The organism is Polynucleobacter kasalickyi, assembly GCF_900176405.1.
GTDB lineage: Bacteria > Pseudomonadota > Gammaproteobacteria > Burkholderiales > Burkholderiaceae > Polynucleobacter > Polynucleobacter kasalickyi.
The window spans coordinates 20,572-35,008 of sequence record NZ_FWXJ01000020.1; the positions used below are offsets into that span (position 1 = coordinate 20,572).

The following is a 14,437-nucleotide window of genomic DNA, read 5'->3' on the forward strand; positions in this document are numbered from 1 at the left end:
TATGACATCGCGTAAATCGAACTTTATTCTTTACCTCGTCGCCACGACTTTCTTCATGGAAACTTTGGACAGTACGGTCATTGCGACGGCGCTGCCAAAAATGGCGGAAGATTTTGGTGTGGCTGCTGTGGATGTGGGCATTGGCATTACGGCGTATCTTTTGACATTGGCAGCACTGATTCCGATTAGTGGTTGGTTAGCTGATCGATTTGGCACAAGAAATATATTCACCCTTGCCATTATCATTTTCACCGCCTCGTCTGTTTTGTGCGGTTTGAGTGAAAATCTCTGGTTCTTCACCTTATCAAGGGTTTTACAAGGGATGGGTGGAGCACTCATGGTGCCAGTGGGTAGAATTATTGTTTTACGCAATACCAAAACTGAAGACATTATTCGAGCGGTTGGCTTAATCACTTGGCCAGGTTTGATTGGACCGGTAGTCGGTCCGGCGATTGGTGGATTTTTAACTAGCTATGCCACTTGGCATTGGATCTTTTTTATCAATGTGCCGATTGGAATTATTGGTATTTATCTCAGCTGGGTTTTAATTGAGCCTTATAAAGCAGAACAACAAAAACCACTCGACTATTTAGGTTTTATCTATACTGGTACAGCGTTATCGAGCCTTATTTATGCAATTGAATTAAGTAGAAAAATTCAAGAAACCCAAATCCTTTGTATCTTTTTTATCCTTTTGGGACTGACTGCGGGCGTACTGTCCATTCGCCACTTAAAACGTGCTCAAAACCCAATGATTGACTTAAGCTTGTTAAGTATTCCAACCTTTAGAATCACGCTTTGGGTCGGCTTATGGATTCGAACTGCCCTCTCAGCCATTCCCTTTCTAATTCCGTTGTATCTGCAAATTGGATTAGGTATTGATCCCTTTATTGCGGGTCTTTTAGTGTTGAGTGTGTTTATCGGCAACTTAATCATGAAGGCATTCACTACCCCCATGCTAAATCGCTACGGGTTTAAAAAAATAATGACGATTAATGGTTATTTGGTCATTCTCTCTTTTTTGGTTTGCGCATTCATCACTAAAGATACGCCATTCTGGTTGATGGCATTGATTTTGTTCATGAATGGTCTGTTTAGATCCTTGCAATTTACCTCTATCAACACCCTAGCCTTAGCAGATGTGCCAAAGCCACAAATGAGTTCGGCCTCAGCCCTGACCAGCACTGCGATGCAAATTAGTATGGCTTTGGGTATTGCGGTAGGCTCATTAATTCTGACCCTGGCAAGTATCATTAACCAAGGCGATGCTCAAACACCGCTCATTCAAGACTTTCGCTTGTCTTTTGTATTAATTACCCTATTACCAATTTGTAGTTTATGGAACTTACGCTTGCTAAGTAAAGATGCCGGTGATACCCTCAGAAAAGCAAAAAATTAGTTTTTTCGTTGCAGTTATCTTAGAATGATATGTAACGTATAAATAATTAAATAACTATAAAAGCATTCATTGCTTGAGACATATTCAAATGAAAATTCTTTTTATCGGTGTAGGTAAGATGGGGCTCCCCATGTCGTGCCACCTTTTAAACCAGGGGCATGACATTCGCGTATTGGATCCAGACCCTATCAGACTTCAAGAAGCCGCGATCAAAGGCCTTGAAGTTGCTTCCCAAGCCAATGATTCTGTTGAGGATTTTATCTGGGCTGACTATATTTTTTCATCATTGCCCAACGATCATGCTTTTTTAGAGGTTGCGAATCAAGTCGCTCAAAAAGCAGCCAAGAATACTAAGTACATAGATACTAGTACGATTTCTATTTCAGCTTCAGCAAAGGCTGCGGAGATACTTGAGAACGCTGGTGTGCAATATCTTCGAGTGGCTGTCTCTGGTAACAATCATATGGCGGCGGCGGCAAATTTGACGATTCTAGCTTCTGGGCCAAAACCAGTTTACGATGAAGCGCTACCCCTTCTTTCTAGTTGGGGCTCAAGCCAGTTTTACCTTGGCGATAAAGAACAAGCTAGATTAATGAAATTGGTTGTAAACCTCCTGATAGCTCAGACAAGTGCCATGTTAGCTGAAGGTTTAACTTTAGGTCGCTTAGGAAATTTAGACTGGCAAGATATGTGGCAAGTCTTGAGTGCGTCAGCTGTCGGTTCACCTATTTTGAAAGCGAAATCAGCCCAATTGGGATTGCCGTTAGGAGAGCGTGATTTCAGTCCGACCTTTACGGTGCATCAAATGATTAAAGATTTGCAATTGATAACAAGTGCTGGCGATGATTTGGGTGCCTCGTTAGCGCAGACTAAAACGACCCTTGGCTGGATGAACCAAGCAATCGCGCAGGGAGACGGCGGGCTGGATTATGCGGCAATTATTAGAGTATTAGAAAGACAGGTTGGTATTACCGATCTGTCTTAGGAAATTTTATTTAATCGTAAACGGAGAAAGTGTATGGCGCAAAAGATTGGTTGGATTGGCTTAGGTCGCATGGGTGAATCGATGGTTAAACGTCTCACACAAGCAGGATTTGGCGTAGATGTTTGGAATCGCACCAGAAGTAAAGCGGATCCACTAGCAGCTTATGGTTGTAATGTGGTTGATAATATTTTAGATTTGGCTGGCTGCGAAACTGTGATTACTATGGTTTCAACAACGAAGGATTTGAAGCAAGTGTTATTTGGTGAGGGTGGTTTAGTTACCGGTTCACAAAAGCCGAAAGTGGTCGTAGATAGCTCATCTATTTCACAAGAAGGATCAGCAGAAGTAAGACGTGAATTAGAAGCATTAGGCATCGCTTATTTGTGTGCACCAGTTTCTGGAAATGCCAAAGTAGCTAAAGCAGGTAAGTTGTTAATGGTGTCATCAGGTCCTAAAGAGCTCTACGATACAGTTGAGCCATATTTTCAGGCGATTTCCAGAAAGTGTATGTGGATTGGTGAAGGCGAATTAGCACGTGTTTGGAAAATCGCCCACAATACGATGTTCGGCGTAGTCATCCAAAACTTATGTGAGATTACTGTTCTCGCTGAAAAAGCCGGTATCCCAAGACATTTATTCTTAGAAAGTATTAATGACTCAGTACTGGGGTCTATGTATACACGCTATAAAACGCCAGTTATGACCAATTTAACCTTTGACCAAGTAACCTTTACGCCAGAATTGCTTTTAAAGGACATGGACTTAGGGATGGCAGCAGCTAAAGCGCATGGTGTCGCAATGCCATCAGCAGCCGCTACTCGTGAGTCGATTGCAAGAATGGTTGGCCGTGGTTATGGAGATATTGATTTCTCCGTATTACTTGTTGAAACAGCTAAAGACGCTGGCTTAGAATTAAAGTCAGAAAACAAAGTTGTTAGCGATGGACTAGAGGCAAAATAGTGGCCAAAACAATCCTAATTCGAGGTGGTGCAATCATCACGATGGATGCCCTGGGAGACATTTCTCGGGGCGATATCCTCATTGAAGATGACAAAATTAAGGAAATCTCCTTAAATATTGATGTCAAAGCAGATGAGGTCATCGATGGTCAAGGATATATTATCGTGCCGGGATTTATTAATGCCCATATGCACACTTGGCAAACCGCATTACGCGCTTTAGCTTCCAATTGGACTCTTTTAGAGTATTTTCAGAAGATGCACTCTGGATTAGCGAAGGTATTTGAGCCCGAGGATTTATACATTGCAACCTATATGGGAGCTTTAAATCAAATCAATTGTGGCACAACAACGCTAGTTGATTGGTGCCACAACAATAAATCACCTGAGCATAATGATGCGGCTATTTCTGGTTTGTTAGAGTCGGGTATTCGTAGTGCATTTTTTCATGGGACGCCAAAGCCCGAGCCCAAACCTGGTGAAACACCGTTTTGGGAAATGCCACATCCTAAAGGTGAGTTACTGAGATTGATGAAGAATTACGAAAGTAATCACTTGCTAACTATAGGTTGTGCGATATTGGGCCCGCACTATTCGACCTTGGATGTTGCCTTACATGATTTCGCCATGGCCAAAGATTTAGGTATTGTTGCTTCTATGCATCAAGGTGGTGGGCCCGCAAGAACCCCTGAGGGTTGGCAGATTTTAGAGTCTCAAGGCTTACTCGGACCGCATATCAATATTGTGCATGGACATGCTTTGTCGGATGAACAATTAAAAAGATTTTGTGATTTAGGAATGTCCTTTTCAGCTACAGCAGAAAATGAAATGACCCAAGGTCATGGTCACCCCCTGACTGGTAGATTACGGGCTTTAGGTAAGGCACCTTCTTTAGGCGTTGATCTTGAGAGTGTATGTGGTGGCGAAATGTTTATTCAAGCGAGGGTTGCTTTAGGCATTCAGCGTAGTTTAGATAATTATGCATACCGTGAGTTACATGGCAGTATTCCGCCTACCTCAACGATTACTACCCGAGAGGCTTTGTCCTGGGTAACGATTGAGGGCGCCAAAATGTTAGGTCAAGCAGATCGTATTGGCAGTTTGGCAATTGGTAAACAGGCTGATTTAGTGATGATTCGAGCGACTGATATCAATATGCAACCAGTGAATGATTTAGTCAGTAGCGTGGTCATGCAAACTAGCTTAGCAAACATTGAAAATGTCATGATTGCTGGGAGTTGGCAAAAACGACGTGGTGAGTTATTAGCGCAAAACGTGTTGCAAAAAACACAAGATTTAAACTTGTCTGCAAAAAAGATTAAACAGGCCTTAGGCTTATAAAAATTACAGGGAGATACACAATGCAATTCAGTAAATTTTCTTTTTTGAAAAGTGCAGTTGCAATGTCATTGATTAGTCTAAGTACGATGACTCTTGCTCAGACCTACCCAACGAAACCAGTTCATTTTGTGGTCGCATTTACCGCCGGAAGTGGCACAGATATTATTGCGCGAGCGGTGGGCGACGTGATGAGTGGGTCTTTGGGCCAACCAATTATTATTGATAATAAGCCTGGAGCTGGTGGGACAATTGCTGCCTCACAGGTAGCTAAGTCAGATCCAGACGGATATAACTTATTAGTCCACTCTGCAGGGCATGCCTTAAACCCATTTATTTACCCAAGTCTGAATTACGATACTTTAAAGGACTTAACTGGAGTCATTCCTCTTGCCGCACTGCCCAATGTTCTCGTCGTTTCTCCAAATAAGCCTTGGAAAACAGTCGCTGATTTAATTGCGGCTACCAAAGAAAAACCAGGGGAATTGAACTATGCTTCTGCAGGGGTTGGTAGTGCAACACATATGAATGCTGAAAAATTTAATTTATATGCGGGTATTAAGGCAACCCATGTCCCCTATAAGGGCACACCAGAGGCAATTTCGGACGTCATTGGCGGTCGTGCTGATTGGTACTTTGCGCCCCTATCTTCTGCCCTACCTCTAATTCAAGGTGGCAAGTTAAAAGCTTTAGCAGTAAGTACACCCAAAAGAACAAGCGCACTACCGAATGTGCCAACCACTGTTGAGGCTGGTGTGCCAAATTCAGACTATGTTTTTTGGGTTGGTTTAATTGCACCTTCTGCTACATCACCAGCAATTATTAAAAAGCTGAATGATGAGGTTCTCAAAACACTGAATAATCAAGAGGTAAAAGATCGATTTGCTAAATTAGGTGCAGAGCCATTGCCGATGTCACCAGAAGCATTTAATACTTTTATTAAAGCCGAAATGGAAGTTGCTAGCAAAATTAGTAAAGCCGCAAACTTAAAGAATTAAATAAATATCATCATATCGAATAAAAAATAAGGGAGATAAGAATGAATAGTAGACGAGCATTTTTAAGTAATTCAGCAAAGGCACTCGGCGGTTTAACCTTTTGTGGATGTGGACTGTTACACGCGGCTAATGCCCAAACGAATAAGCCATTAAGAAGACCGCCGGTCATTATTAACGGCAAGAAAATAAAGGCAATTGATGTTCATGCGCATTGTTTATTTCAGGACTCCATCGATTTGATGGGCGATGAAGCAAAATCAGTTCCACCGCCAACTAAAGGAGTAAAAGAGCACTTTATTCAAATTGATGAGCGTATTGCTAATATGCAGTCACAGGGTGTGGATATGCAGGTGTTAAGTGTAAATCCATATTGGTACCGCAAAGATAAAGAAACCGCGGCCGAAATTTGTCGTATTAACAATAAAAATCTAGCTGAATTATCCGCTCAACGCCCAGATCATTTCCGAGCATTTGCCTCACTCGCGATGCAGTTTCCAGAATTGGCGGTTGAGCAACTCGAAGAGGCTGTCAAAAAATATGGTTTAGTTGGTGCGGCGATTGGTGGTAGCGTATTAGGCGATGATTTCTCAAATCCAAAATATCATCCTGTACTTGCTAAGGCGCAAGAACTCAATGTTGCCTTGTTTATTCACCCGCAAAGTACTCCGCAATTAGCCTCACGTTTTAAAGGTAATGGCTGGTTATCGAACGTGATTGGTAACCCTTTGGATACAACGATTGCATTACAGCGCTTAATCTTTGATGGGGTATTTGATAAATATCCTCAGCTGAAGGTGATTGGTGCGCATGGTGGAGGTTATTTAGGATCTTATGCACCTAGGTCAGACCATGGTTGTTTTATTTCACCACAGAACTGCGATCCAAGCGTTAATCTGAAGAAAAAACCAACAGAGTATTTGCATCAAATCTATTTTGATTCTTTAGTGTTTACGCCTGAAGCATTAAGACATTTAGTTGCCCAAGTTGGTTCAAGTCAAATCATGATAGGTACGGATCACCCAATTCCATGGGAAGAAAGACCAGTAGATCACGTGATGGCAACACCTACTTTGTCCAATCAAGATCGAATTAATATTCTTTCTTCAAACGCGGCAAAAGTTCTCGGTATTAAGCTTTAAAACAGTTGAAAATGAGGGAGCCCAAGACGATAGCTTGGCTTCCCTCATCGCGGCTTACTTAGATAAATCTAAGAGTTTGTTCAAGTTGGCCTGATTTTTTAAGTCCCAACAGATTGCGATTAAATCCTGCGTTTGTTGTTCACCAATAATCGGATGGGTTAATCCTTTAAATTTGTTTTCGAGATCATTATTGGTCATTGGATTTTCTAAGGAACCAATCGCATTCTTTACAAAAATATGGATTTTTTGACCGTCTTTTAACACGGCAGTTACGTCAGCAGAAGCCTCGCTGATTGAATCGTCAACTGTAGCAATTACCTTGGCGCGCAACTCAACCATATCTGGGCGCGTAACAATCTCATCGTGATATTCATCTTCAGAGGCACGACCAAATACTAAGCCAGCTGCACAACCGTGATAAACGCTAAATTTACCTTCTAAACCATCTTTCGGTGTTTTCTTGCCAGTCAGTTCAAGTACTAGGGAATGAACCTTTAACTCAATACGCTCTAGGTTTTCAGGGGTAACACCTTTTTCTTTTAATTGAACACAGGCATCAATACTTGGGTGAATCACAATGCCACAAGCAAAAGGCTTATAAGAGTTGAAAGAAATTTCAAAGCGTTTACCAAGATCCGTGGTGATTTCTGACCAATCATACTTGGTAGAATATGACTGAATCATACCCCGTGGCGCCTCTAATGCTTTTGTACTTGCAGTAAAGCCATGTTTGGCAAGTAAAGCGGATGTTAAGCCTGCTCTTGCTGCCCCACCTGGATGAAACGGCTTCGTCATCGTACCGAACTGTTCTCTAAAACCAACTGGCTGAGAAGCGGCGATACCTAAAGCCATCTGTGTCTTTGCAACGTCTAAACCGAGTAAACGAGCACAAGCAGCAGCAGCACCTACGGTTCCTGTAGAGCCAGTAATATGCCAGCCGCGGTCGTAGTGGTTTGGATAAATACAATTACCAATTCGACAAGCCACGTCAATGCCGATTACTAAGGCATCTAAAATTTGTCTACCTGAAGCCCCAATGTGCTCACCTAAAGCCAAAACTGCAGAGGCAACAGGTCCCGCTGGATGGATAATCGTTTTAAGATGAGTGTCATCAAAATCGAATGTATGTGAACTAATGCCGTTAATGAGTGCAGCGCCAGCCATATCAACCCGTTCCGTACGACCTAAGATCGTTGCTTGAGAAGCGGGACTAAACTCTTGAATTGCAGCTAAAGCAGCGTTTACGCTCTCATGGTTGGCCGCACCGACAGCACATCCTAACCAATTGAGGAAAGTGCGATGCGCTTCATGATCTACCTCTGCACTCCAGCCTGCTGAGGGATGAGTGGCGACAAATTCAGCCAGAATTTGGGTAATCGGAGGGGCGTTACGATCTGCTTCTACTTGGGTGTTAATGGCCATATTTACTTTCTATTAATCGAGTGAAATTTTTCTATCTTTTGCTACCTTGGTCCAACGGTCGATGTCATCTTTAATGTATTGAGCATATTGATCAGGGGACATTGGCATTGGTGAAATTGCTTCAGCGGATAAACGCTCTTTTAATTCTGGGTTTTGAATTGCTTTATTAATCTCTGCATTGAGCTTATCTCTGATTGCTACTGGTAATTTGGCAGGTCCAGAAATGCCGTACCACTGCACACCATCAAAGCCGTCAAACCCAGACTCTTTAAAAGTTGGAACATCGGGAATTAAAGGATGTCTTTTAGTACCTGTGACAGCAATGGCGCGCAGTTTTCCAGACTTAATATGTGGAAGAGCTGCTGCAAGACCAGGAAACATGGATAAAGTTTGTCCACCTAAGGTGTCTGTAAAAGCTGGGCCAATGCCACGATAAGGTACGTGAGTACTTGGGAAGTTACCTTGAATCTTGAATTGCTCCATCGCTAGATGAGTCAAGGTGCCCGGACCAGCAGAGCCAAAGCTCATCGTATCTGGATGTGATACAGCATAAGCGATAAATTCTTTAAGATTCTTAATGGGTAAGCCCGCGTAGACAGCGAGGACGTTTGGAGTTCCTCCAACCATCGCAATAGGCGTGAAATCTTTGATGGCATCGTAAGGTAATTTTCTGACGGCAGGATTCGTCCCGTGCGTTCCAACATAAGAAAGCATCAAGGTATAACCATCTGGAGTCGCTCTTGCTATAGTTTGACTGGCAATAATACCGCCACCACCACTTTGGTTGTCAACAATAAAACTTTGGCCAAGAGACCTGGTGAGACTATCTGCAATCGTTCTCGCCACTAAGTCAACCCCACCACCAGGAGAGACTGGCGCAATAATTTTGACAATTTTTGTTGGATACTCAGCAGCAAATGTCGGATTTAAAACAACAAAACCAACTGAAATGACTAAAAAAAACTTAATATACTTAAGTTGTAATTTATTAATAATAGAATTCATATTTTTTATTCCGTAAGTTATCTATAGAATAGATAATCAATCAATCGTAACTATAAAAGGTAATTTATGCCTAGGATTTTAAAGCTAAAACCAATTCACTGCTATTTAACGAGTCTCCTCTTCGTTTTAGCCCATATTTTTGGTTTACAAGTACACGCTCAGTCAAACTATCCGACGAAAGCCATTAACTTTATCGTGCCCTACGGAGCTGGTGGCGGAGCGGACTCTAGAAGTCGTCAAATTGGTTTAGAACTGAGCAAAATTTTGAATGTTCCTGTAATTGTAGAAAACAAACCAGGCGCTGGTGGGAATATCGGTACGGAATATATCGCTAAAGCTAATCCAGATGGTTACACCATTGGTATGGGAAATTTTGCACCATTAGCAGTGAATAAAACTTTATTTGGAAACCTGAAGTTTGATCCTGAAACAGATTTAACGCCAATTGTCTTAATTGAAAAAGGCCCGCTAGTTTTAGTGGTTCATCCGAGCTCTTCTTATAAAACTGTGGCAGATATTGTTGCAGATGCTAAAGCGAAGCCAGGCGTTTTAACTTTTGCTTCTGGCGGTATTGGCGGAAGTCACCAACTATCTGCTGAGTTATTTAAGCAAAGTGCGGGTATAGATATGATCCATGTCCCCTACAAGAGTGGTGCTGCGGCATTAACGGACTTAATGGGCACTAACGTGAACTTAATGTTTGATCAAATGTATTCTGCAATGCCAAGTATTACAGCTGGCAAGTTAAGGCCTTTAGCAATCACGAGTAAAAAGCGTTCGCCGATGCTGAAGGATGTACCCACTTTTGCTGAAATTGGGTACCCCCAAGTTGCAGTTGATAATTGGCAAGGATTGGTTGCGCCCAAAGGAACGCCGAAAGCAATCGTGGACAAATTAAATGCGGCAGTGAATCAAATCTTAAAAGATCCAAAAATTATGGAGTTCATCCTCAGTCAAAGCAATGAAGTTGGCGGAGGATCACCAGAGGATTTCGCGAAGTTAATTAAAGCGGAGTCTACCAAGTGGAGTGCTGTTGTAAAAATCGCCAACATCAAGCCTTGAGCTGACTCCGGTTTAAGATAGCAGGTCTTTTTGGAAAACAAGACCTGCATGCTCACGTAAAGCATGGAATTCAATATCTTTCCAGAGCTGTTGGGCCACTTCTAATTCTGATCGATGCGCAGCAAGGAACACCGGTGCTCCTACGACATCCTCACTCATCCGATGAGAGTTATCGTTGATAAATTTTTTGAGCATAGCAGGATCCTTGCTGCTGACCCAACGCGATAATGAGTATCGCGCAGGCAACAGTCTAACCTCGGCGTTATATTCACTTTTTAATCGATGAGCAACCACTTCGAACTGTAATTGACCAAAAGCACCCAATAACATTTGACCGCCAAGCATTGGCTTAAAGACCTGAATTGCACCCTCTTCACCTAACTGCATCAAACCATCTCTTAATTGTTTGGTTCTGAGGGGATCAGCTGTTTCTACCATCTTAAAAATTTCTGGAGCAAAAAAAGGTAAGCCAGTAAATTGCAGTTTTTCACCTTCTGTGAGGGTATCGCCTAACTGCAGTAAGCCGTGATTAGGGATACCAATAATGTCACCTGGAAATGCTTCGTCCAAAATATCTCGTCTTTGCGATAAGAAGGACAGAGCATTGTTGGTTCTTACTTCTTTCCCATTTCGAGAGATTTTTAAACGCATACCACGTTCGAAATAGCCAGAGCAAATCCTTAAAAAAGCAACGCGGTCACGGTGCGCAGGGTCCATATTGGCCTGGATTTTAAACACAACTGCTGAAAAGTTTTTTTCAGAAGGTAGCACTTCTCGTTGAATCGTTGAGCGTGATTTCGGAGCCGGCGCCAACTCTACTAGCGTGTTCAAAATTTCTTGCACACCAAAATTATTAATGGCAGAGCCAAAAAAGACGGGGGACTGCTGGCCATTTAAAAAAGCCTCTAGGTCAAAACTGGGCATAGCTCCTTGGACTAACTCAACTTCAGTTAAGGCAGTTTCTAAGGACTCTCCTAATTTGTTCTTTAAGTCTGCATCTGAAACACTCACCAATTGATCGGCTTGATGTCCAATACGATCTTCACCCGCTTTGAACATACGCATCTGTGAGCTTGCGATATCAATTACGCCACTAAACGATTTGCCCATACCAACAGGCCAAGTAATCGGAACTACTGACATGCCTAGAGCTTCTTCAATTTCATCCATCAAGTCTAAGGGCCGTTTTACTTCACGGTCCATCTTGTTAATAAAAGTGATCAGTGGCGTATTTCTGGCTCTACAAACTTCAATTAAACGTCGTGTTTGCGCTTCCACACCATTTGCTGCATCAATTACCATCAAGGCAGAATCAACAGCGGTTAAAACGCGGTAGGTGTCCTCAGAAAAATCTTGGTGACCTGGGGTATCCAAAAGATTAATAATGCAGTCACGATACTCCATTTGCATGACCGAACTTGCAACCGAAATACCACGTTGCTTCTCGATTTCCATCCAGTCAGAAGTGGCATGTCGACTCGCTTTTCGTGCCTTTACACTACCCGCAATTTGAATCGCTCCTGCGTACAAAAGTAACTTTTCAGTGAGCGTGGTTTTACCAGCATCGGGGTGAGAAATAATCGCAAAGCTTCTTCTTCGCCCAACTTCTTTTTCTATGGTGCTTACGGGAGGGTGATTTGACATAGTGAATGCTGCAAAATTGTTATGAATTTTGCTAAAAAGAGTAAACCTAGATTATATGGCTAACTCCAAAAAATGCTTCATTGAATCTTTAAAACCTAATTGAAATACCCATTTTGCCAATCGATGAGTGCGGTCCCTCAACAAAATTATTTGTTAGGAGATGACTTGTTCTGAGGTAGGAGGCCACTAAATCAATATCCGGTCGTATGCTGTAAAGAAAGCCAAACTGTAGAGAGGTGTTAAAGGGGGACTCTGAATTAGGTAAGGCCGATACTAGAGCAATGTCAAAACCAATTTTCAACTGTAGGTTTACTTTCCAAACTGGGGCAACACCGAAGGTATAAAGTGTCGTTCGATTATCGGGGTTCAGATCGGCACCCAAGGGGATCTCTTTATTGTAGGGGGCATAGGTAAGGTCGGCGTTCAAGTAGACATCGAATTGACGACCATAATAAGCGCCAATCATGTTCGAGCCACCACCCAGCTTTGCCATGCCAATGCCAGCAATTTGCTGTTCTTTCGTCTCAGGGATGTTCAGATAAGGTCTAACGGCAAAGCTCCAACCTTTATTCCCATCCCCATAGAAGCGATACTTGGCACCTAGTTGCCAGTTGGCAAAGGGTAGGTAAGCTCCATTTGGCTGTTGATAATAGACAAGTCCAAAGGAGGCTTCAATCTTTTCAGTGATACCTCTAGAAATCGTCATTGGAAAAGCGATTGAGCGATCGCCACCAAAGTAAATTTGGTCTTCAGGGTCTAATGCTTGAGCATTACCCTGTGGGTTGGGAACAGATTTTTCAAAAATATTGTAAAAATATAGGTCTAATTGGTACTTTCCTGGCTCAAGTGTGCCAGCATCCTCTGTAAAAAAAGGTTCATACGCATTCGCTAAGTGTGAAAAAGCGAAGACATAGAAGAATCCAAGGCTAGCTAGAAATTTTGTCATTGAATAAGAATCACCAATTAGGTACTCAATTTTAAGACTTTCTCGTGTCATAGTATTAAAAGCGTTATTTGAATCATCGAAGAAAACCAATAATCTACCCGCTAGATTATTTCCAAAATGGTAATATACAAATAATTTCTGACTAAAGGACATTCAGTGAGCGATCCATTTTTAGATGTACTTGGCGAAAGCATTAAATTATCAGTTGCACCAGTTTTTTTATTAACTGCGGTCGCCGGGATGATTAGCGTCCTTACTCAAAGGATTGCCAGAGTGATTGATCGATCAAGATTTTTGCAAATGGAATTACTCAATCAAGATAAAGTACCTTTAACGCCGGTTATCAACAAAATTTATCATCAAGAATTAGTAAAGCTTGCACAACGAGCTACCGTGGTCAATACATCAATGGCATTGCTGGTCATTTGTGCCATCTTGATTGCGCTAACAATTCTCGAGCTGTTTTTATCTGAAACAGTATCTGGAAGACTGGTGACTTCAAGCACTCTCATGTATACATTTATTGGCGGTGTGCTCAGCTTTGTATTCGCACTAATAGGATTACTGATAGAGGTTCTCCTAGCCTCTTATACCGTCAGAATGAAACCCATCTCTAAACAAACACTTCAATTATAAATTTATGAAATTAAGTACCTTTTTAGCACTTTCCTTTTTTAGCATTAGTGCGCACGCCACTTTTTTAGACGAAATTCAAGTGTATGACGGTGAGATTAATGCACCTGGTGAATTTGGCATTGAATTACACATGAATACGACTATTCGCGGTAGCAATACCCCAGAGTTTGATAGTCAACGCACCTCACAGTCGGGTACACGATTAACGCCAGAGTTTACTTATGGCTTATCCAAGACAGTGGAGTTAGGCTTTTATTTACCCACGATTTACACCCCAGGTTATGGCTATGAATTGGCTGGATATAAACCCCGTTTAAAGTGGCTACCAATTCAAGCTGATGAAAAATCACCGTGGTCGTTGGGTGTGAATTTTGAATATAGTGATTTGAAATGGGGCATGGAACTCCCCCGAAAAAGTATTGAGTCAAGATTTATCATTGGTTGGGAAAATAGCCGCTGGTCGCTCGCCTTCAATCCAATTTTATCGGTAGCAATGTCCGACGGACAAGATCGTACGCCTAATTTTTATTATGGAGCGCGAAGTATTTATAAATTAGACAATGCATTGTCTGGCGTTGGTCTGGAATACTACCAAGGCGTTGGACCAATTAATAGCTTCCCAGCAAATAATGCGCAGGGTAAGCAAGTATTTGCAATAGTTGAATCCAAAGCAGAAAGAGGGTTCATGAATAACTTTGATCTTCATTTTGGCGTTGGCTTTGGTTGGGACTCAGCCGATACCTTTACCTTGAAATTGATTGTTACACCGAAGCTTTAAAGCGCAGTTGACATCCTCCCCGCCCTAAAGAACGGGGATTCCTACTGAGCTCAGGCTGCTAGAGCTTGAGTCACTTCGGCGGGTTCCTGCTTCACAGAGTGGTCTGACTGCCCCAACTCTCCACAG

General features: G+C 42.2%; 13 protein-coding genes. 9 read left to right on the plus strand and 4 right to left on the minus strand.

Going from position 1 to position 14,437, the window contains the following annotated elements; all coding sequences use genetic code 11:
* Position 1 precedes the first annotated feature (1 nt).
* The 6 genes from B8983_RS13295 to B8983_RS13320 all read left to right on the plus strand — a co-directional run bounded on the left by B8983_RS13295 (position 2) and on the right by B8983_RS13320 (position 6,818).
* Positions 2-1,399, plus strand: a complete 1,398-nt coding sequence (locus B8983_RS13295) for a DHA2 family efflux MFS transporter permease subunit (protein ID WP_200806910.1) — start codon at positions 2-4, stop codon at positions 1,397-1,399.
* Positions 1,400-1,472: 73 nt separating this feature from the next.
* The gene (locus tag B8983_RS13300; RefSeq protein WP_234987054.1) at positions 1,473-2,384 is read left to right on the plus strand and encodes an NAD(P)-dependent oxidoreductase; all 912 of its coding nucleotides are present in this window, start codon (positions 1,473-1,475) and stop codon (positions 2,382-2,384) included.
* A 33-nt stretch (positions 2,385-2,417) separates the two neighbouring features.
* A complete protein-coding gene (locus tag B8983_RS13305; RefSeq protein WP_084285921.1) occupies positions 2,418-3,344 on the plus strand; it encodes an NAD(P)-dependent oxidoreductase in 927 nt (308 codons plus the stop codon).
* Positions 3,344-4,684: an amidohydrolase family protein gene (locus tag B8983_RS13310; RefSeq protein WP_084285923.1), complete on the plus strand. Its 1,341-nt coding sequence runs from the start codon at positions 3,344-3,346 to the stop codon at positions 4,682-4,684. Before B8983_RS13305 ends, B8983_RS13310 begins: the two co-directional genes overlap by 1 nt.
* A gap of 20 nt (positions 4,685-4,704) precedes the next feature.
* On the plus strand, positions 4,705-5,679 hold the full coding sequence (locus B8983_RS13315) for a Bug family tripartite tricarboxylate transporter substrate binding protein (protein ID WP_084285925.1): 975 nt from the start codon (positions 4,705-4,707) through the stop codon (positions 5,677-5,679).
* 41 nt (positions 5,680-5,720) lie between these two features.
* Complete coding sequence (locus B8983_RS13320; protein WP_084285928.1) at positions 5,721-6,818, plus strand: amidohydrolase family protein; 1,098 nt, start codon at positions 5,721-5,723, stop codon at positions 6,816-6,818.
* A 54-nt stretch (positions 6,819-6,872) separates the two neighbouring features.
* Here B8983_RS13320 and B8983_RS13325 read toward each other — a convergent pair whose 3' ends face one another.
* Both B8983_RS13325 and B8983_RS13330 read right to left on the minus strand, forming a co-directional pair.
* Entirely contained in the window at positions 6,873-8,240 is a 1,368-nt protein-coding gene (locus B8983_RS13325) for an MmgE/PrpD family protein (protein WP_084285931.1), read from the minus strand.
* Positions 8,241-8,252: 12 nt separating this feature from the next.
* On the minus strand, positions 8,253-9,245 hold the full coding sequence (locus B8983_RS13330; RefSeq protein WP_084285934.1) for a Bug family tripartite tricarboxylate transporter substrate binding protein: 993 nt from the start codon (positions 9,243-9,245) through the stop codon (positions 8,253-8,255).
* A 66-nt stretch (positions 9,246-9,311) separates the two neighbouring features.
* On the opposite strand from B8983_RS13330, the gene B8983_RS13335 reads away from it, so the two are divergent.
* Entirely contained in the window at positions 9,312-10,307 is a 996-nt protein-coding gene (locus tag B8983_RS13335) for a Bug family tripartite tricarboxylate transporter substrate binding protein (protein WP_084285937.1), read from the plus strand.
* Positions 10,308-10,319: 12 nt separating this feature from the next.
* On the opposite strand, the gene B8983_RS13340 is transcribed toward B8983_RS13335, so the two are convergent.
* Positions 10,320-11,951, minus strand: a complete 1,632-nt coding sequence (locus B8983_RS13340) for a peptide chain release factor 3 (RefSeq protein WP_084285940.1) — start codon at positions 11,949-11,951, stop codon at positions 10,320-10,322.
* A gap of 88 nt (positions 11,952-12,039) precedes the next feature.
* On the minus strand, positions 12,040-12,897 hold the full coding sequence (locus tag B8983_RS13345) for a hypothetical protein (protein WP_143736190.1): 858 nt from the start codon (positions 12,895-12,897) through the stop codon (positions 12,040-12,042).
* A 156-nt stretch (positions 12,898-13,053) separates the two neighbouring features.
* Here B8983_RS13345 and B8983_RS13350 point away from each other — a divergent pair, with 156 nt between their 5' ends.
* The gene (locus B8983_RS13350) at positions 13,054-13,533 is read left to right on the plus strand and encodes a DUF2721 domain-containing protein (protein WP_084285946.1); all 480 of its coding nucleotides are present in this window, start codon (positions 13,054-13,056) and stop codon (positions 13,531-13,533) included.
* Between the two features lie 4 nt (positions 13,534-13,537).
* Positions 13,538-14,311 (plus strand): hypothetical protein, encoded by a 774-nt coding sequence (locus B8983_RS13355; protein WP_084285947.1) that lies wholly within the window; start codon positions 13,538-13,540, stop codon positions 14,309-14,311.
* Positions 14,312-14,437 lie beyond the last annotated feature (126 nt).